Annotated in this window: 14 protein-coding genes and 1 pseudogene; 13 read left to right on the forward strand and 2 right to left on the reverse strand. The window is 35.3% G+C overall.

Features of this window, described 5'->3' with window-relative positions:
• Positions 1–185 (reverse strand): annotated as a pseudogene (locus G630_RS0115495) (ISNCY family transposase); the annotation flags it as partial.
• Between the two features lie 266 nt (positions 186–451).
• Here G630_RS0115495 and G630_RS0115500 point away from each other — a divergent pair.
• The 7 genes from G630_RS0115500 to G630_RS0115530 all read left to right on the forward strand — a co-directional run bounded on the left by G630_RS0115500 (position 452) and on the right by G630_RS0115530 (position 12,596).
• The gene (locus G630_RS0115500; protein WP_155832005.1) at positions 452–817 is read left to right on the forward strand and encodes a hypothetical protein; all 366 of its coding nucleotides are present in this window, start codon (positions 452–454) and stop codon (positions 815–817) included.
• 101 nt (positions 818–918) lie between these two features.
• Entirely contained in the window at positions 919–3,036 is a 2,118-nt protein-coding gene (locus G630_RS0115505; protein ID WP_026499107.1) for a glycosyltransferase family 4 protein, read from the forward strand.
• Between the two features lie 20 nt (positions 3,037–3,056).
• The gene (locus tag G630_RS0115510; RefSeq protein ID WP_026499108.1) at positions 3,057–4,739 is read left to right on the forward strand and encodes a hypothetical protein; all 1,683 of its coding nucleotides are present in this window, start codon (positions 3,057–3,059) and stop codon (positions 4,737–4,739) included.
• Between the two features lie 10 nt (positions 4,740–4,749).
• Positions 4,750–7,701: a glycosyltransferase gene (locus tag G630_RS22225; RefSeq protein WP_049946254.1), complete on the forward strand. Its 2,952-nt coding sequence runs from the start codon at positions 4,750–4,752 to the stop codon at positions 7,699–7,701.
• Between the two features lie 82 nt (positions 7,702–7,783).
• Positions 7,784–8,497, forward strand: coding sequence for a glycosyltransferase family 2 protein (locus tag G630_RS0115520; RefSeq protein ID WP_026499109.1), 714 nt, complete (start codon positions 7,784–7,786; stop codon positions 8,495–8,497).
• A gap of 23 nt (positions 8,498–8,520) precedes the next feature.
• Positions 8,521–10,140 (forward strand): ArnT family glycosyltransferase, encoded by a 1,620-nt coding sequence (locus G630_RS0115525; protein ID WP_026499110.1) that lies wholly within the window; start codon positions 8,521–8,523, stop codon positions 10,138–10,140.
• 68 nt (positions 10,141–10,208) lie between these two features.
• Positions 10,209–12,596, forward strand: coding sequence for a YfhO family protein (locus G630_RS0115530; RefSeq protein WP_026499111.1), 2,388 nt, complete (start codon positions 10,209–10,211; stop codon positions 12,594–12,596).
• Here G630_RS0115530 and G630_RS0115535 read toward each other — a convergent pair.
• Positions 12,571–13,926 carry a hypothetical protein gene (locus G630_RS0115535; RefSeq protein WP_026499112.1) on the reverse strand — a complete coding sequence of 452 codons (1,356 nt, stop codon included), beginning with the start codon at positions 13,924–13,926 and terminating at the stop codon, positions 12,571–12,573. The genes G630_RS0115530 and G630_RS0115535 overlap by 26 nt on opposite strands.
• Before the next feature lie 714 nt (positions 13,927–14,640).
• On the opposite strand from G630_RS0115535, the gene G630_RS0115545 reads away from it, so the two are divergent.
• The 6 genes from G630_RS0115545 (at position 14,641) to G630_RS0115570 (ending at position 21,370) form a co-directional block, all read left to right on the forward strand.
• Positions 14,641–16,101, forward strand: a complete 1,461-nt coding sequence (locus G630_RS0115545) for a hypothetical protein (RefSeq protein WP_026499114.1) — start codon at positions 14,641–14,643, stop codon at positions 16,099–16,101.
• Between the two features lie 99 nt (positions 16,102–16,200).
• Complete coding sequence (locus G630_RS0115550) at positions 16,201–17,322, forward strand: acyltransferase family protein (RefSeq protein ID WP_256379754.1); 1,122 nt, start codon at positions 16,201–16,203, stop codon at positions 17,320–17,322.
• 40 nt (positions 17,323–17,362) lie between these two features.
• On the forward strand, positions 17,363–19,030 hold the full coding sequence (locus G630_RS0115555) for a class I SAM-dependent methyltransferase (RefSeq protein WP_026499116.1): 1,668 nt from the start codon (positions 17,363–17,365) through the stop codon (positions 19,028–19,030).
• 81 nt (positions 19,031–19,111) lie between these two features.
• On the forward strand, positions 19,112–19,726 hold the full coding sequence (locus G630_RS0115560; RefSeq protein ID WP_155832006.1) for a hypothetical protein: 615 nt from the start codon (positions 19,112–19,114) through the stop codon (positions 19,724–19,726).
• A complete protein-coding gene (locus tag G630_RS0115565) occupies positions 19,719–20,900 on the forward strand; it encodes a glycosyltransferase family 4 protein (protein WP_026499118.1) in 1,182 nt (393 codons plus the stop codon). The genes G630_RS0115560 and G630_RS0115565 overlap by 8 nt, the downstream gene beginning before the upstream one ends.
• Positions 20,901–20,920: 20 nt before the next feature.
• Positions 20,921–21,370, forward strand: a complete 450-nt coding sequence (locus G630_RS0115570) for a hypothetical protein (protein ID WP_026499119.1) — start codon at positions 20,921–20,923, stop codon at positions 21,368–21,370.
• Positions 21,371–21,373 lie beyond the last annotated feature (3 nt).

The raw sequence follows: 21,373 nt of genomic DNA on the forward strand, positions 1-21,373 counted from the left end.
TTTAGAGGGTATTTACGGGCTCTGCCCGTTGATGCATAGAAGTGATTTCTAAAAGAAATCGGAATAATTTCATCAAGGTCGATATGTGTTTCTAATAGAGACAGGAAAGCAGGTTTGTCATTTTCAAGTTTATCTTGGCAATCTGCAAAGATATCAGCCAAAGAAAGCTGTTTGTATGGTATCATATATATCAGAATAACTCCTTTCTTGGTGTTGGTCAGTGGTTTCTTGTCAATTCTATTGTACCATATCCGGTGAGGGGTTATTCATTTTTATTGCTAGAAAAATGCCGTATTTATGCGGCTTTTGGCGTTTCGCAAACGCCTATTTGATATGTATAATGTGGGGGGGTATAGAAAATGGGAAATTCAGACTGGTTATTGGCAAAGCTGTGGCTGCTTATATAGTGATTATTTCTTTATTATGGATTAGATATGATAATTTGTTGTATATGAATGCTGAAATAAAACAGGAGCAGGCAATTTCGTATTTTACAGTATTGATTTCAGATATTCATAACGTGGACAATTATAATGATGATATGCCGGTATGTTTTGTAAAAGCAGACAATACCAAAATAGATAGCAACCATAATATAGGCATATCGGATCCAATAATTACCAATCCGTATGCGGGAAGTATGACAGGATCTTATGCTTGGAAAGGGTTTATGTATTTGTGGACAAATTATAATCCTGTTACCATTGAAGTGTCAGAGCTATCAGAAGAAATTAAAAATGAGATTGAAGAGTTGCCACATTATCCTGATTCAGGAAGTATAGTTGTACGTGATGGGGTAATAATAGTAAATTTCTAATAATCGTAAAAAGACAATGTATACTATACTAAGGCAAATGATTCAAATTGTTATGATGAGAAATGGCTAGAGTCATTATTAGTAATAGGAGCGAGGGATAAATGATTTCTGAATACATATATAGAATCGAAAAAACAAGATCATTTTTTGATCAGAATTCTAATGATAGATATGCAATATATGGGACAGGGAAAAACGCTATGGGCATTTTGAACACAATTCAAAATGCTCCTATTCTTTGTATAATAAGAAATCAAGAAGATGGTAATATTTTTTGTGGAAAACCCATCTTGAGTTTAGATGAAGCTGTTGCAATTGGAATTAACAAAATTATAATAGCAGCTCAGATAGATTCGGAATATTGTATTGCGCAAAGATTACTACCATATGTTAACTCACATGGCATCGAGCTTTTTGATATGTATGGTAATGATGTATCAGTTTTATTAAAAGAAATAATTTCTGCGAAGCTAAAGATAACTGGCTATAATGAAAAATATTGGGAGAGTGTTAGGGGGGCATTAAAAGAATGCAGAACAGTAAGTATAAGAGAATCAGAATTATTTCATAAGGACTTGGATTTAAATAGAAATGAAGTATTGATGAATAATTCTACTGTTGATTTTTTGGTAGGTTTAAAGAATGAAGGGAAAAGAATTGTAGTAATTAAGGATGATCCTGATGGAAATGACAGTGGAGTAAATTTGGAACAATTTGACCTGTGGGAAATCCCGGGAAAAAATACTTTTTTTTCTGGTGCATTCAGGCTGTTATTGGATGAGTATGGTAAAAATATTATCCATATAGGAACAGATATACTACTAGACGTATTTACCCCCAAAATATATGGTATACAAACTTACTATTTGTTACCGGCATTGGAGATGCTAAAGGCTAGCGAGATAGGGGCATTGCTTTTAGGTACAGAAAGTAATAGTGATAAAGAAGGATGGTTACGCGGACTAGCATATCAGGTTGCAAATAGAGTAGATTATAATTTTTCTCAGTTTGACAATAATTTTATGTATGATACTTATAGTAGATATATCGAGAAGTTTAGAAATCTATGCGATAAAAATGATTTGATTAGGATATCAACAGAAAAAAGTAAAAAAATGCTTGTTGCTGATATATGGATTCCTCCATATGACAGGAATGCAGGTGCAAGATGTACATATGATTATTTGAGAACATTTAAACGTATAGGGTATGAAGTGTATTACATTTCTACACATTTTATGAAGGAGGAACCTTATCAGTCTGAATTAGAACAGCTTGGCATTCATTGTCTTACTGGAAATAATTATAAACGCTATTGGAAGTTATGGCTTATGGCATATGGTAATGAGTTTTCTGTTGTTTATCTTCAGAGACCTGCAGTTGGACAAATGATGATGGATACAGTGGTTAATTGTTGTCCAAATGCTCGTAAAATATACTTTGCACATGATCTTCATTATTTAAGGTTGATGCGTCAATATGATGTGTCACATAATCCTGATGATTTAAAAGAATCCGATAGACTTAAAGAAGTAGAAAGCTCTCTGTTTAATAAAGCGGATGTCATACATGTTGTTGGATCATATGAAAAGCAGGTCTTAAATGATGAATGGCATAAGCAGAATGTAAGTAATATCCCATTATATATTTATGATGCTCCTTTCTGTGCGAACAGTAAAAACAATATAGAAAAGAGCGGAATCATGTTTGTGGGAGGTATAGGTCATCAGCCTAATAGGGATGCAGTACTAAGGCTTGCAAATGTTATTTTTACACAGGTTCAAAAGAGTATTCCCAATATTAAATTGACATTAGTGGGATCAGGAATTAAAGAGTTGCTTGAAGAAAATGATATCTCTAATGAGTCAATAATAACTTATGAAAATATTAGCGATGACAAGCTTAAAGACCTTTATTTGGAATCAAAGCTAGTAGTAGCACCTTTAAGATTTGGAGCTGGTGTAAAGGGTAAAGTTGTTGAAGCCTCATATTATGGAGTTCCGGTAATAACGACAGATATTGGCGCAGAAGGAATTTCTACTGAATTTGGAAATATTATTGTAAAAAACGATGCAGAAGGATTTGCTAATACCATAGTAGAACTTTACAATGATGAAGAAAGAATTGAAGAATTGTCCAAGCAAGCAGCAAAAATGATTCAAAAATATTATTCATTTGATGCTGCTAAGGAGATACTAGAAAGAGACTTCAAGAAATAAATTGTATTGGAATAGTTTATATGACTAACTTTATAGATGATTTTAAAAATAAAGCAAAAAAATATGATGTAATAAGTTTTGATGTTTTCGACACCCTTATTACACGCACGGTCCCGGATCCACTTATGGTTTTTGACATTGTTGAGAATAAAGCTAAAGAAAATGGCATTTATCTCGATAATTTCAGGAGACTTCGCTGGGTTGCGCAGCTTGAACGTGGTATTTCAAACGAAAATATCTATGAAGTTTACGAGCAACTGCAGCAAATGACTGAGATTACGGATGAGCAGAGGGAATTCCTTTTTAAAACAGAAATAGATACTGAAAAGGAAGTGCTTATTAGACGAGAAGAAGTTTGTCTTTGTTTCAAGTGGGCACTGGCATCAGGGAAGCGCGTTTTCATAGTGTCGGATATGTATTTGCCCGGGGCTGTCCTCGGAGACATTCTTGATAATCTTGATATTACAGGGTATGAAGATATATTAGTATCCTGTGATTATCGTAAGCTCAAGTCTGAGGGATTATATCAGGAGCTAATAAAAAAGGTTGGTAAAGGTGCAAGAATTTTACATATAGGTGATAATGAGTTTGGAGATGGGGAGTGTGCCAGAAAAGAAGGAATCGAGACTTATCATATTGATTCCGGGATGGCAGAGTTTAGGCGCTTTTTGAAAGAGGGAGAAGTTCCATCTGAATGGCGCTATTCTGAAGAGATGGCATATCTCGGGAGAAGAATTGCTGATATCTACAATTCTCCGTCTAATACTAAAGGAAGAAATGATCAGCTTTATATTCTAGGATATTTTTTTATTGGACCATTCATGCTTAGCCTTACCAAGTGGATTATAGATGAAGCAGAAAAAAATGGACTGGAGGGTGTGCTGTTTTCATCAAGAGATGGGTATGTTCCATATAAGATTTTTCAGAAATTGAAAAAGAAAACAAGTATAAAGTTGGATGGAAAATACTTTTATACATCCCGAAAAGTGGCTGTTGCTTGCAACAGTAGCAATAATGAAGTTCTCGATTTTCTAGTAAATACTAGTTGGCCCGATCTTAAGGGAGAAAAAATACTAAAGGAGAAGTTTTGTTTACCGGAGGAGAAAATTCTTACTTACGATTTCAAGATTTATGAGAATGATATATTTAGGTATATATGGGATCATTATCCGGAAATAGAATCAAACTCAAGGATAATAAAAAAACATTATCTTAGATATATGGGGAATATTGGTATGGTTATAGGGCGAAAATACGCATTCTATGATTTTATATCCTCCGGTACTTGTCAGAAAGCATTAGGGGTGTTTACACCATTCGATTTAGCTGGGTTCTACGCATATAGCAAGGATAACGAGGGATATGATATAAAGCCTTATATTGAAAAAAAAGATAGTTGGGTTATAGAAAATTATAAGATGTTTGAGGCAGTTTTGCTATCTCCTGAACCATCTCTTCATGGATTTGACGCTGATGGAAATCCGATATTTGGAGAAGAAAAAAGAAGTAGCAAAGAGATGGATGCTATGAATAGGGTTCAGAGAGGAATACTGGATTATGTTGATGAATACTTAAATCATGACTATAATATCAAGAATGAGAATATAAATGATGTGAGTCTCAGAATAATTGAGATGGCAAGAATGCTTGATTACTCGGGGATGAAGGAATTAGTTGTTTATGATGATTGGAATATCGGATAGGTAAAAGTATATGATAAGTGAAAGTGATTACAGAATAGAGTCGTTTAAAGAAAAAAGAAAAGATCTGGTGGGGCAGGACATTGTCCTTTATGGAACCGGCGTAAATGCCAGAAAAATGATAGAGAGTTGCCCGGAGTATTCTATATTGGGAATTTTGGATGAGAAACATACCGGTGAGACTATCTTTGGCAAAAAGGTACTTGATTGGTTCGAGGTTTCTGTGCTTGGTGCGAAGGCTATTGTAATTGCTGCGCAGGCAGATTCAGCGTGGATCATATATAAAAGGATTTATGAGAAATGTCGTACATATAATATTGATATATATGATATGTATGGTAATAGATTTAATGAGCTTGCTGAAAATTTGGTTAGGATATCTCTGAATCTGTTTGGACATTCTCGTGAAGAGTTTGAGAATGCACTTTCAAGTGCAAGTAGTATATCTGTAAATTTTCAGGATGCCTTAACATGTTCAGATATAAGATATGGTAATGAGCTCTCTGAGCTATCTGAAGAAGATATAATTAAACATATTTCACTGCGCGAGGAAGTATTGTCAGCACTGAAGCAATGCGCTTCAGATAAAGATGTCTATGTGGTTTCAGATGTTTTGACGGAGGAAGTTATTAGAAAATTTCTTAAAAAGAATGATTTTGATAATGCTAAGGTTATAGTTGGGAAGAGCCTTTGCAATGGTGTGCTTAGGTGTACTGATAATGTAGGAGGTCATCTGCATATAGGTTGTGATATAGATACTGATGGAGTTGGGGCTATATCTATGGGGATGAAATACTATAATTTACCATCATGTCTTGAGATGATACTGGAAGTATTCCCCATAAAAAGCAGCCAGAAGCAAAGTGAGTATGATCTAAAAAGACTGCATAAACTTGCATTTGATGCATTTAAAAATCCGTTTGCTATAAGTGAAAAGAGATATGACGAGGATTTATTACTAATTGCCGGATGCCGGATGAATCCTAATAGTATATTAAATAAATGTAAAAGTCAGTATAAGCCGGATGTTATAGGTTATGGTGAATGTGAGAATGTTTTTTTTGAGAGGGTAGATAATCCAAAGGTTTCAATTATAATTCCTGTTTATAATCAATATAAATATACAAAAAAGAGTCTTGCATCCATAAAAAGAAATTCCGAAGATGTTAAATATGAAGTAATTATTGCAGATGACTGCTCTAATGATGAGACAGCGGAAATAGCGAATATTGTAAGAGGATTGAAGGTTATTCGAAATGAAAAAAACCTTATGTTCCTTAGAAATTGCAATAATGCTGCTAAGCACGCTAAGGGTGAATATATAGTCTTTCTGAATAATGACACACAGGTTCAGAAAGGATGGCTCTCGGCTCTGGTAGATATTCTAGATAAAGACAGTGACGTCGGTATGGTCGGATCAAAACTGGTTTATCCTGATGGAACGCTTCAGGAAGCAGGTGGCATTGTCTGGAAGGATGGAAGTGCTTGGAACTACGGAAGAAACCAGGATCCGGAGGACGCGGAGTACAATTATGTTAGAGAGGTTGATTATATCTCCGGCGCTTCTATTATGATCAGAAAGTCATTGTGGGAGGAAATAGGCGGATTTGATGATACCTTTGCTCCGGCCTATTATGAAGATACTGATTTAGCATTCGAAGTTAGAAAGCGAGGATATCAGGTTGTTTATCAGCCGGAATCGGTTGTTGTTCACTTTGAGGGCAAATCTAATGGAACAGATACTTCTGAAGGTATTAAAGCTTATCAGAAGACTAATGCCAAGAAATTCTATGAAAAGTGGAAAGATGAACTGGCATCTCATCCGGAAAATGGAAAGGATGTCTTTTTGGCACGCGATAGAAGCTATGATAAAAAGCATATCCTTGTGATAGATCATTATATACCTCATTTTGATAATGATGCAGGTGGAAGATGTACATATATGTATCTTCAGCAGTTTGTTAAGCGCGGATATAGGGTGACATTTATCGGTGATAATTTTGCTAAGGACGAACCATATAGAACTATTATCACGCAGCAGGGAATAGAGATACTATATGGCAATTTCTATTGTAATAACTGGAAGAAGTGGCTTGCTGTCAATGGGGAATACTTTGACTATTTCTATACTCAGAGACCTCATATTTCAATTAATTATGTGGATTATCTTAGAAAGTGCGGATCTGCAAAGTTGTTTTATTTTGCGCATGACTTAAACCATATAAGAGAGAAGCGCGAGTATGAAGTTACCGGGGATATTTCACATTTAGAAGCTGTTGAGGAGTGGAAAAAGATAGAGCTTGAACTTGTAGAAAAATCTGATGTAGTTCATGTTGTAGGAACTTTTGAGCAGAAATACTTACAAGATATCTATAAGGATAAAATTATTAGGAATATTCCGCTATATATATATGAGCAGTATGAAAAATCCACTAATGACTTTGAAACGAGAGATGGGATTCTAACTGTTGGTGGATTTAACCATCATCCCAATTTGGATGCTGTCTTGTGGTTTGCGGAGAATGTCTATCCTAAGATACTGGAAAAGAATCCTCATATGAAATGGCATATTGTTGGCAGTAAAACTCCGGATATAGTGACGCAGATGGCGAATGACAATATTATTGTTCATGGTTTTGTTTCTGATGAAGAACTGGAAGAAATATATAACAATTGTCGTCTGGCAGTTGTACCTTTGCGATATGGTGCCGGAGTAAAGGGTAAAATTCTTGAAGCAATTTATCACAGATTACCGGTAATAACAACCCCCATCGGTGCTGAAGGAATTCCAAATGATGACGGGATAATGAGAGTATGCTCTGATGCTGATGAGATGATAAAGACAGTTGTGGATTGCTATGAGGATAAAAAATGGTGGTCTGATATCACAGCTAGAAGTGATGGATTTATCAAGAAGAACTATTCTATTGAGGCTGTGAATGCTGTATTGGATTTGGATATGTGAAGTGGGATATAGTGGGCTGAGGTTTTATCAAAAATATCATATAAAGTAGAAAAGAATAATATTTAAATGAGGAGACAATAAAATGGATTCATTATATATTGTTATGCCAGCATATAACGAAGAAGATAATATAGAAAAGGTAGTGGATTCCTGGTATCCAAAGCTTGATGGAAAAAGTGATGAATCTAGGTTGGTTATTGCTGATAAAGGTAGTAGTGATAGAACCCATGAAATATTATTAAAATTGAAAGCTTCAAAATATCCTAAGCTTGATATTTTAGATAATGATAATCAGTTTCATGGTCCTAAAGTTATAGCGCTTTATGATTATGCAATAAAAAATGGTATTGATTATATTTTTCAGACTGATTCTGATGGACAAACGAATCCAGATGAATTTGATGAGTTTTGGGAAATGCGAAAAGAATATGATGGAATATTTGGAAACAGAACTAAAAGAGGAGATGGTAAGGATAGGGCATTTGTTGAGAAGGTAGTTTGTTTTCTGATTAAATTATATTTTGGTGTGAGGATTCCTGATGCAAATGCGCCATTCAGACTTATGAAATGTGAAATTGTGAAAAAATATCTTTATAAAATGAAAAAGAATTATAATTTACCCAATATAATGATGACTACATATTATGCTTATTATAAAGAAAAAATGACATTTATAGAGATATCTTTTAAACCAAGAACGGCGGGTGTAAATTCTGTAAATATTCCTAGGATTATCGGCATCGGATATAAAGCACTTGGAGATTTTCATGATTTAAAAAAAGGGATGAGAGTCTGATATAAAAAGAGGAACGTGAGTTTATGAACAGGAACGAAAAAAGGGATATAATCTGTGCGGTGTTAATATTGGCTATTTTATCTCTTTTTATGGGGTGTGATTTTTTAAACTATATACAACATAGTTTGATAGGGTATGATGAAGGTTATAATGCTACTGTGTCAGCAAATTTAATGAGATATGGAACATATAGGGTTTCGTATCCGTCAGAAATTGTGTTTTATAACATGATTACTACAGGTGAGATGGTGTTATTACCAACAGCATTGCTTTACAAAATATTTGGCATAAGCTATGTGACAACATCTATTATCCCTATTATTTATAGTATTCTTTCAGTTTGGCTTATTGGAATCATTATAAGTAGTTGCTTGGGGTCAATTAGTAGTTTTAAATATACCGTTTCAGCTTTTATAGCTGTAATAATTATTATGTCAGATGGCTATTATTATCATATATCAACACATCTAATTGGTGAGATTGCAGCTTTGTTTTTCTTGCTGCTATCTTTTCTATGCTTGAAACTATATCTTGATAATGAGCAGAGATATGTATTTATTGTTACAGCGGGATTTTGTCTTATTGCTGCCTTTTTAACAAAAAGTTCCATGATTTTTCCTTTAGTAAGCTATATTGGACTAATGTTATTTGAAACATTTTTCTTGAAAAATGTTAAAAGAAAAGGCTTCTTTTGCCTTATTATTGGAATGATAATTGGATTTTGTATTTTGGATTCATTTAAATTGTATCAACTTGGTGGATGGATAGATTATGTAGAATGGTGGAAAAATGAATGGTTTAATATGCTCAATCAATCCAGCGGGGTCGATATTAGTTACAGCGTATTTGATAAGATAGAGTATTTAAGTGAGATTTTTACTGGGTGTGATAAGTTCATTTGCGTATGTATGTTAATTCTTCCTGAGATAGCATATATATATTTACATATAAAAAAAGAACGGGAGAGTAATTCCGGGCCATTAACGATGTCAATTATTGGAATATGTGGGGCCTCGCTTATAATATATTTTATTTTCTTTGGCGGAAGCGGATTGGTTTATGCAAGACGGCATGAAGTAAACGAAGTTTTGGTAAGAATATGTGTCTTTTATTTTCTATATTTCATAATTATTTATATAAAAAATAATTATGAAAGAAATAGTATATTTGCAACTTCGTGTTTTGTTGTATGGATTATGCTTGTTTTTTGGGTAAATCCTATTAGTACAATCGAGCGGAATTTCAATACATACTTAAATAAAGAAACGGAAGACACATATGAAGTCCAACTAATGAACCAGTTTTTGACTGAAGTCGATAATCTTCCAGATGAAGCTGTGCTGTTTACAGCCGGATGGTGGCAGGAACCCAATGTTACCATTTTTTTAGACAAAAATATGTATGATATTTATGATGTTGTAAATAATTCTAAGGGCTTACCGGATAAGGGTTTCTTTATATCAGGCTATAGAATAGATGGGGCTTCTATTGCATATTTGCAAAACAAATTAGATGCTGTATTTACTAGAGTTGATACAAGTGATGTAGATTATGAACGACTTTCATCAGGGTTTGATCGAAGTAATGTTGATGTTGATTTATATGCAATATATGAGATAAAACCAAATAATAGTGTTGACTAATCTGTATAGCAGTAATTTTTTTGTTGGATAATTATATTGATTTGATAATGTAGGAGAGGAAAACATATATGTCCACAGAGAAGAGAAGAAGTGTGTTCATTCATATTGTTTTTTGCGTAACTATTATTTTCTGTTCATATGTATTTGTGTTTTCGCGTAGACTGGTAAATTTGGATGGTGATTTTGATGCATATATTTTTGGAAGCAATTTATCAGGAGTGCATAGTGCATTAAAGTATGGAGAACTGAGATTGTGGAATCCAAATTTTTGGGGAGGAATTTCAGGAATACATAATTTTTCGGGTATATTTTATCCCCCATCAATTATAATTGCTTCTTTCTTTAGAAATATGGATTCACTTCCGTTGGAGGCCTTTGGAATATATGAATTTTTTCATGTTGTAATAGGAGGCTTAGGGTTTTATGCTTTACTAAATAATTTGGGGTTTACTAAAGATGTGAGTTTTGCATCGGTAATAGGAGGAGATGCCTTATTATATTTTTTAGATACATGTATAGGAATCTATTATTTTCCACAATTAAACTGGATTCCGGTTATTCTTTGCATGCTGTTGCTAAGCATGAAATCGAACAAGGTTATTAATGTATATAATGCGTTTTCTTCATTGTTTATTGGGTTGTTTTTGATGCAACAATTAGCGCAAGGTGCGGTTCTCGGGCTGTGTATATTGGGATTGTCTATGATAGTTTCAATTCTGAGCACGGTTACTGTAAGAAAAGGGGCTTTAATTCCAAATATATTAGAATTAGTAAAAGTATTTTTACAGTTTGCGTTACCGATCGGTTTGGGAGTTATGATGTCGGCAGTTTATTTGCTTCCAATCCTAGCTCAAAACAAAAATCAAATGAGATATACCATTGATTATGGCATGATATATGTGAGAGATAAGATGCCTGTTAGCGAGTACTATAAAGATATGGGGGGTATCGAAACTTTGCAGCAGTATTTGGGGGCTCGTACAGGATATTCTCATATATTGCTTGGCATGGCAATACTACTTGTTTTGGGTCTTTTTTCAAAGGAATTTGAGAATCAATATAAAAAAATTTTTCATTCTTTTTTTTCCACAATATATGTATTAGTCTTATTTTCCGAAACTGGTGTTTTGGTGCCTGAAATATACAATATTTTACCGGCAGTATCCATGATTAGGGAGTTAAGAATTTATGAGTGTGCAATGCCCATAGCAATAACTGGACTAATGGCCTTTGGCATCGAGGCACTAATTCGGATAATTATTAATAGAAATACAGATAGTATATCTTGCAAGCCATTATGCTTATGTTTAGTTTTAGGTATAATGATATGTTCTTTTACAAAGAGTCAGTATAATATTCGTGTTTTAATGTCACTAATAGGTTTGATATTGATTATAATTGCTGTTGTTTTAGGAGAAAAAATTAGTAATGTAAAGTTCAAATCGATAATGATCAGTATTGCTGTCTGTTTGTTTGGGGCATCGTCTTTCATAATACATTATGGTCTTGTGTCGGATGATAGTAGAATGACAATTACTGAAGCATCAGAAAAGTTTGAAAGAGTTAAGTCAGAATATTCATCATTGTTTGATGTATTGGATGAGAAGGCAGATAATACAATTTATAGAATTGATTGGCTGGGTGAGACGGCTCTTTCGTTGGATAGCTCTGTTGATATTGGTAGATATTATGTACCGGGGTATTGGGAGCCAATTTATGATAAGGTATTAAGGTTATATTGGAATATTCAGGACAGTAGTAAGAAATCGCTTCTTTATGCTACTAAATATGTATTGATAAAAAAGGATCCTGAAGGCAATTGGGAAGAATATGTTAAACAACTGAATGAAAATGGATTCTCTTACTACACTGAAAAAAAGCTTCATGATTCATTTAATGAGGGCGAACCTAATGATGTGTTGATATATTCAAATGATAATTATAAGGGATTAGGATGGATGACATATGATTATTGCCTTTATGATGATAATGAAAATATATTTGAACAAATGAACAGTACCAATGTTGATCTTTCGAAGGTGGCCTTTCTTAACACTAGTGATGATGAGATAGAGAATTATAATATAGTAAAGAATGGCGACAAAGAGCACCAATATAAAATTGAAGTTGATAATTATTCAAATAATAGGATTGAACTAACATGTGAAACAGATGCGGCTGGGATTATGGTTTTGGCCGAATGTTATACGCCAGGATGGGAAGCGTATGTTGATGGAAAAAAGACAAATATAATTGAGGCAGATTATAGTAGAAGAGCACTGCCAATACCAAAGGGGGAGCATGTTATAACGTTAGAGTATAAGCCGATGGTAATGATATTAGGAGCATGGATTTCATTAGCGTCAATGACTGTAGTAATTGCTATTATTATAATAAATCTGGTTAATGATAGAAAAAAGAGAGCTGTAATTATAGATGAGAGCATACGGTCATAAAGTTTGAGATAATGGCTAGAACACACGCTACCCGAAAAGCAATTGATAATATCATATTTATGTTTTTGTACAATTTTAGGGTAGATGCTATTATCTCATCATATGTACATGTAATCAGATACAAACAAACGAGTTCAAAGAAGAAAAAGGTACGATATCCTGAAGCATACAATGAGGGGGAGAAACCTAGTATCAGCCTGGTTGATAAGCCACCAATGAATATTATGGATAATAGTAATGCTCTGCTATAGTCATTGAAAATGACCATAATTGTAATGAGTGTTCCGGCAATTATTATAGTTGAAAGAACAAAAGTCAAATATGATGAGGCGAATCTATAATTGGTATTAGTAATTTTCCCGGCATAGTCAAAAAGAGAATTGATGGCTGGAATAAACAGATTTGATACTGCTGCAAAAATTGTCTTTGAGAAGAAGATAGTGGGGGCTATAGCGGATAATATTAGCATGTGTTTTTTGTTTGGGATGTTGCTTCTACATACTCCGATGAACAAGATGCAGAACATAAATACGCATAAGATACTGTATTGCACAGCGTACGAGAGCGTTGATGTGATTCCAAGTGAGATCTTGTCAATAAGGGTCAGTGTCAGAAAATCATGCATCCATCTTATTTCGACGGCTTTTCTTGCTGTGTTGCCTGGGCATAAATAGGCTATAAGTATATTTGCTGCACTAACTAAAAGTTGTACCAGAATTATACATGCTGAGGTTGTGGTATATTTTTTTGAAATCAACATTTTTATAAATATATAGCTAAGTACAATGAAGAAAAACAGTGCCAGGGTTTCGAAGTTTGTGGCGAGTATTGTGCAGATGATTCCCGGAATTACAATTCTTAGGGGGATAGGTTTTTTATGTATTGCATACTTTGTAAGGCACAACGCAATAGAACCAAGCGCTGCAGGCCACAAATAATTAATTGTTGTGGCAATCCATCCCGCTGATGAAAGATTTGAAAGCGGATACAATAATAAAAGACCGGTAACCAGCGATGGATGTCTTTTGTCTGTGAGATACAGAAAACCGTGTTGTAGAATGCAAAACATAATGATATCAAGAAACTTCCAAATAATAATATGCTGATTGTGGGCAATAAGAATAATTGGAAGATCAATAAGTACTCTTGAAGTCCAATTCATAAATCTGTAGTTTAGAGCCCACAATAAAGAATGATCATCAAGAAAATGTGCATAACTTCCCAATGAGTCACCGGAATATTCTTTGATAAAGATGTGGTAGATGAAGATTATGATGAAGAATATCACTTCATGGAAATGTTGGGATATTACTTTTTTAATGTTTTGCATATTAAGGGGTCTCCACTATTGAATAAGGCTGGTTGGTTTTGATTAACATCATAGTATTATCGATGTTTATAAGAAAACCTATTTTAAGATTATCGGATTTAAGAATTCGAATATCTAAATCTCTCTCGAAACCACAATACGTATAGTTTGTAATATCAGTTTCTGACAGAAGGTCCGGGCGTTCTACCATGCTGAGATTATAGTAATATGCGTATTCTAGATTATCGTTATACAGAACAAGTTTACTATTAAAGGCTTCTGTAGAATGACCAATAGCATATATATAACCGGATATGTAATTATAATCCGGATTTTTGGAATAAGATTGTTCTATTTTATATATTGCTTCAGATGCAGGTAATTCAGGATAATCTGATAGCTTGATTCTTACGGGATTATGATAATGGAAATATTGATACATAGGTAAAGATACAGATATGATTATGGATATGAGCGATATAACGTATATTGATAATTGTTTTATTTGTATCATGTTTCTTTTAATGTTGGTATATGCATCTGTGAATATCAAAAGTTACGATAAAATTTTATCATATTTTTATTATGATAAAAATGTAATTAATTCGTAATTTCGGCTCATGGATTTGTGATAAGAAGCTCGTATGGCGAATTCGAAATCAGATAGATAATTAGCGTGATTAGCAGACAATGTTTATATTATAAAAAACAATATAGTTGAAAGGTGGGATGTAGATGATGACTGAACATTCAAAAAAATTATATGGGGGGGTGGTGATATATCTATCACTTCCTATTATCATATTCATTTTAACATGGGTAAAGCCGTTTATTTCAGTACCGGCGATTGCAATTATTGCATTTGTGATATTTAGAGCATTAAGAGATAAAGAAAATTCTCTCGAATTACCAATAATTGGAAAAAAAGAAAAAGAAGTAATAATATTTGCGATAATAATTATAACGTTATGGGTATATTTTTCAGGAATTGGAAAGTTTGTTTTTCAGAACGTTGACCATATATATAGAAATGCGATTTTTGAGATGCTTGTAAATAATAGATGGCCGATTGTCAAAGAATATATACAGGATGGACAATCAAATCAATTCATGCTTGTGTACTATATTGGATTTTGGCTTCCCGCAGCTCTAATAGGGAAACTATTTGGTCTTGCAGCTGGATATTGCTTTCAGGCTGTATGGGCGGTGTTGGGCATATTCTTGTTCTATTTGCTTATATGTTGCTATTTTAAAAAAATATCTTTAGCCCCACTAATAATATTCATTTTTTTTAGTGGATTAGATGTCATTGGAAAGGCACTTGTTGATGGACAGGCTGTTTCTATTTTTACAGGGGATCATTTAGAGTGGTGGGCTGCACCGTCACAGTTTTCAAGTTTTACGACTCAGTTGTTTTGGGTGTTTAATCAGTCAATTCCAGCATGGATTCTCATATTGTTAATTATTTTGTCTAGTAAAAATCGATACGTCATTTTTTATTTAGGAATAGGTTTGATTTTTTGCCCGTTTCCGTTTATTGGATTGCTCCCATTTGTGGCTTACATTGTTGTACGAAATGGTATTAGCTACAAAGACTATCAAAAGGTGTTTCGAGACTTGTTTTCTATTGAAAATGTTTTGGGAGGTGGAATAACTGGCATATTGACATACTTATATTATAAGTCAAATTCAAGTGGTCAATATATTGTTTTCATTCCTGCAAAAATACCTTATAGGCGAGGATTCACATTTTGTGTTGTTTTATTTCTTTTGCTTGAGATAGGAGTGTATTTGGTGGCGATTTTTAAATATCAAAAGAATAATCCGTTATTATATATTGCGATGCTGGTTCTTTGTACATGCCCGTTGGTACAGGTGGGATATGAAAGCGACTATTGTATGCGTGCGTGCATACCTGGACAAGTTGTACTATTTTTACTTGTAACTGCGACTTTAATTAAAGCGTGGCAAGGAAAAGATATTGTTGTCGCAACGTCCATTTGCATTATTTTACTGATTGGGTCAATTACTCCTATTCATGAAATAAATAGAACCATACAGCAAACACGACAGAGTTATCTAAACCAAACAGAGGTGTATGCTTCTACTGCTACGGAAGAAGAACTTATGGTAATTGCCACAAATTTCAGAGGTGATGCTGAAGAGAGTGATTTCTGCCAATATATAATGAGGTGAAAAATGTCGTGTCAATTGTTTATTGCCCATAATTAAGTATTGAGGATATGAGGAGAATGATATTTGGAAACTAAGACAATAAGGAGTTCTAATCTTGAATTGCTCCGTTTGATCTGCATTTTTTTTATTATAAGTAATCACTTTGTTGGGCAGAGCGGAATCTATGAAGGTGGGAGTTTGGGAAGGTGCTTCTTTTATGCATCCCTCAATAGCCTTTCAAGGGTCGCATGTAGTGTTTTTATTATTATTAGTGCATGGTTTTCAGTAAATAAAAAATTCAAGATGATGAAACTTGTGCATGTGTGGCTGACTTTAATTATGTATACAGTTCCGATAACAGTGTATTTATATTTTAAGGGGCTGGCCGGAAAAAATGATCTTTTAATGGCGCTTTTTCCTTTTGAGTACAGCCAATTATGGTTTGCGGCATATTTTATCGTTCTGCTATTATTGATGCCACTTCTTAACCTGTTTATAAAAAAGGCACCAAAGAATCTGGTGCTGTTTTTTCTGCTGTGGATGTTCATTCTGCAATGCTTGTATTCCACTATTACAAGAGAACTGGGCTTTTTCTATCATGATATATGGCCTATGATTTTTATTTATGTACTTACAGGGTATATAAGGCATTATGAGATAAAAATACCAAAGGCTAAAATAGCAGGCCTTGTATTTGTTATTTTCTTGTTTCTGGTTACAGGCGCATGTGCAATTGCTGCTAAGAGGGGGATGCATCTGCTTGCAGCATATGGAGAACTGTACAGAGCCAGATTTCAGACTATTCCCAATCTACTCATGGCATTCTCTTTATTCTTTTTCTTCCTGAACGTGAATGTTAAGCAGTCTAAAATTGTAAATAAACTTGCGACTACAGTACTTGGAATATATTGCTTTCATCAGGTGCCGATCTGGTATGATTACTTGTGGCAGAATGTATTTAAGGCAAATCATTATGCTGAGATTCTGCATGGTAAAACGCGGATGCTATATACATTAGGGGTGATTGTAACCGTATGGGGTGTAGGCACAATCGTTGAACTTATACGGAGTAAGGTGGCAGCGATCCTTGTAGAAAACAGGCAATATGCAAAGTCAATATGTGATGCGATAGATGGCTGCGTTAACGGAACGGGTGACGGGTTCAACTGCAATAAGCTTGTTTGTGCGCTTACTGTGGGAATATCACTATATTTTATTATTGTAAGATTTATATTTTTATAATTAGTCTTATTGGTATGTCGGATAAGCGGGAAATTAGGATATGGGCGTTGGAACAAACATAAGGAATTATATAAATAACAACACTTCGGGAATCTTTGATGCGGACATAAAGGATGAGCAGGAACTTATATATTTCTATCATCTGTCGGAGATGAGGAAGTCTCTGTATAACTGGTATGAGTTTAAGGAAGGTGCAAGACTTCTAGAGATTGGCGCGGGATTTGGAGCCCTTACCGGACTTTTTTGTGAGAGATGCGTTCATGTTACGACTATTGCTGAGAATGAGTTCCGTGCTGAGGCGATAAGGGAACGCTATAAATGCCGTGATAATCTTGATGTTATGAGTTATGCGTTACCCGGAGTGACAATTAATTCTGACAGAGATTTTTACAAGGCTGTTTCGGAAGATGAATCGAGAATAGATGCATTTTTTGAGAACTTTGGCGGGAACGACAGGTTTGACTATATAGTTCTTACAGGTGTTCTTGAACAGTTAACATCAGGGCATGCTAAGTTTTTAGATGGACTTAGGCAAATTCTTTCTCCGGAAGGAAAGATGCTTATTGCTACTGAGAATCGTTATGGGCTTAAGTATCTTTGCGGTGAGAAAGAGGATGTATCCGGGCTGCCGTTTTTTGGTGTTCATGGAGTAGATAGTAATGCCGTTTCAAGTGCGCAGGGGTATCCATTTAGTAGAAATGAATTATTAGAGCTATTAGATGGAGTTGGTCTAACTCAGCATAAGTTATTTTATCCGCTTCCTGACTATAGATTTCCTCTTCAGGTTTACACGGATGATTATCTTCCGCAGAAGAACATTGGCGAGAGAGTTCTGTTTTATCACGATGATAACAGGTCTCTTATAGCGGATGAGAAGAAGCTGTATTCTGATATCATTGACAACGGAGCATTTCCCTTTGTGGCGAATTCATTTTTGGTTGAGTGCATGCAAGGGGAAGGTTCGGAGTTGTCTCCTATAACTTTCGTGGCGCTGACAACAGATCGTGGACCGGAAGCTGCGCTTACAACGGTAATTAAGGGTGATGAGGTAGAGAAGAAACCTCTTTATTCTGAAGGGGGAAAAAGTATACAAGAGGTTTTTCGGAATGTTTGTGAGATGAAGGATAGGGGACTGCCTGTTATAGATCATGAGCTTAAGAGTGATATCATAAGTATGCCCTATATTACTGCACCTGCGCTTATGGACCATATGAGAACCATATCGGATGATAGAAATAAGATTGCTGATATTTTTGAGCGGCTGTGGACTATGATATTGCAGTCATCTGATGAAGTTCCGGAATCTCAAAATAAAATCCTTGAATATTCAGATAACAGAGAATTAAATTGGGGACCGATTCTAAAAAAGGTATATATGGAAATGATGCCCATGAACTGTTTCTATATAGATGGGAAGATTTATTTCTTTGATCAGGAGTTTTCAAGGGAGAATTTTCCGGCTAAATATGCAATGTACAGGGCAGTTTTTTATAGCTATGTGAATATTCCTGAGATGGAGCAAGTTCTGCCAATTGCAGAAGTAAAGGAAAAGTACGGCTATGATGATAAATTATGGCAGATTTTCATGGCTGAAGAGAGTAGATTCGTAAGTTCCATAAGGAGGCTATCAGACAACAGATTTTTCTACGATAGATTAGGGGTAGATGAGGCTCGTATGCTTGATAATGCAAAAAGGCTACTGATGTGATATAATCTGAATTTGGATTTAAAGAACTAAAGAATGTTTGTTGCTGGCATTTTTGGTGCAGCTACAATGATTGAGGTAAGAATGGAATTAATTAGAAAACGCAAATTTAGAATGGTGGTTTGTGCATTCATAGCATATCTGGCGCTGGTGGGTTTTTGCCTGGCGTATAGTACGGATGCTCCGGTTCGTGGTAACAAGAGTATGATACTCACTGATTATGCAACCGGAGAGGAATTGCAGACACTTCCCTATGGTAATAGAGGTTTTAGAATGACGGCCTTTGGAACCAGAGTTATTCATGCTCCTGTGAGCCTTATGTCGGGACAGGGATTTAAGGCTAAGTTCATTGCAGAGTTAGAGGGTGTATCCGCTGCAAATGTATGTGTGGATATAGCTACAACCGGTTTTGATCCGGAGGAGTGTCAGTTTGATACTGTTATTCATGAGGGTGAAAATGAGGTTCAGGGAGAGTTTTATTTTGATGGTGTAAACCATCCTGCAGCTGCTGAGTTTCGTATTTTTACTAATACTGAAGGAGCACAGCTGACAGTTACTAAACTCCATATATCAAGGATTGAGAATAACCGAGTTGGTCATTGGGGCTATTTGTGCCTGGGAGTGATGGCTATATTCCTGGCAGCAACAGTTGTTTTATATGTATTAGATCGCCGTGGAGCAAAGGAAGAGAATGAGTAAAATTGCTTTTGTAAGTCCATGGTATGGTGATAATATCCCGGGGGGTGCTGAGACAGCGCTTCGCGGGATAATTCTGCATTTAAAGGAAGCCGGAGTTGATATTGAGGTTCTGACTACCTGCGTGCAGCAGTTCACTGCTGACTGGAATAAGAATTATTATAAGAGCGGAGTAGATAATGTCGGAGGAATTCCTGTCAGAAGATTCAAGGTCAGGAAACGGGACACCAAGGCGTTTGACAGAGTTAATGCTAAGCTCATACAGGGGCAGAAAGTTACACCTGCTGAAGAAGAAGTCTTCATGCAGGAGATGGTAAATAGTCCTGCGCTTTATAAATATATCGCTGATCACCGTGCTGAGTATGATGCATTTGTTTATATTCCTTATATGTTTGGAACGACTTATTACGGTATTCTGGTTTGCCCTGAGAAGGCGGTGATAATCCCATGCTTTCATGAAGAAGCCTATATCCATATGGATATTTATAAAAAGGCATTCGAATCCGTGAAGGGTATCATCTATCTGGCAGAGCCTGAGAAAGAGACAGCCCATAAGGTATTCGATTTTTCAGGGATCCCTGAGGTTGTTATCGGAACCGGAGTTGAGACAAAGTTTGAATATGATGCGGAGGCATTTAGAGAGAAGTTTGGGATAAAAGAGCCGTTCATCCTTTACGCCGGTAGGAAAGATGTTGGCAAGAATGTGGATGTTCTCCTTAACTATTTTGCTGAGTACAAATACAGGAATGATAGTTCTGATCTGAAGCTGGTGCTGATAGGCGGTGGACAGATTCCTATTCCGCCATCTGTTAAAGAGGATGTCATTGATCTTGGCTTTGTCGATATCCAGGATAAGTATAACGCTTACGCTGCGGCAAGTATGCTGTGTCAGCCATCTACTCATGAGAGTTTCAGCATAGTAATTATGGAGAGCTGGCTCTGTGAGCGACCGGTTTTGGTTCATGAAGAGTGTGATGTGACAAGGGAATTTGCTAAGCGCTCAAATGGTGGTCTTTACTTTGGGGACTACTATGAATTTGAGGAATGCGTTGATTATATTCTTTCTCACGAGTCTGAGGCGAAGATTATGGGGCAGCAGGGTAAGGAGTTTGTGCTGGAGAATTATGACTGGGATGTTGTTACTAGAAAGATAAAGAGTTTTATAGTTGAAAATTAACGCTTTAAGAAGAGACTATTATGGATAAACAGGGATTAGATATAAAGATAATAATGCGTGAGATCAAATCGACTGCTGATGATAACAGACACAATGGGAGGCCACTGAAATATGTACAGATAAGCACTGCATCAGATTTGGAGAGTCACGGATTTGATGTACTTATGTTGAAAAGGCATATAGTTGATGCAGCTTCACATTATTCTTATAAGTATGGTAGCTTTATCGGCGGCGGATTTAAGGCGGGATTAAAGAAGGTTCTTTCAACTATTATCAGACCGGCTGCGCGTCCGTATCTTCTTGACCAAACAGAATTCAACAGCAATCTGATTCAGGCAGTAAATCAGATTGGTTTGAGTATAGAGTATAGAGAAGATGCTGAAAATGTGGAAAAGATGGAAAGAATAATAGATAAACATGAAAAAATCTTGAGTGAATATAATAGTTACGGACTATTTGGAAGGAAGTAATAG

Origin of the sequence: Butyrivibrio sp. WCD2001, from assembly GCF_000424485.1 — a bacterium.
Taxonomy (GTDB): domain Bacteria; phylum Bacillota; class Clostridia; order Lachnospirales; family Lachnospiraceae; genus Butyrivibrio.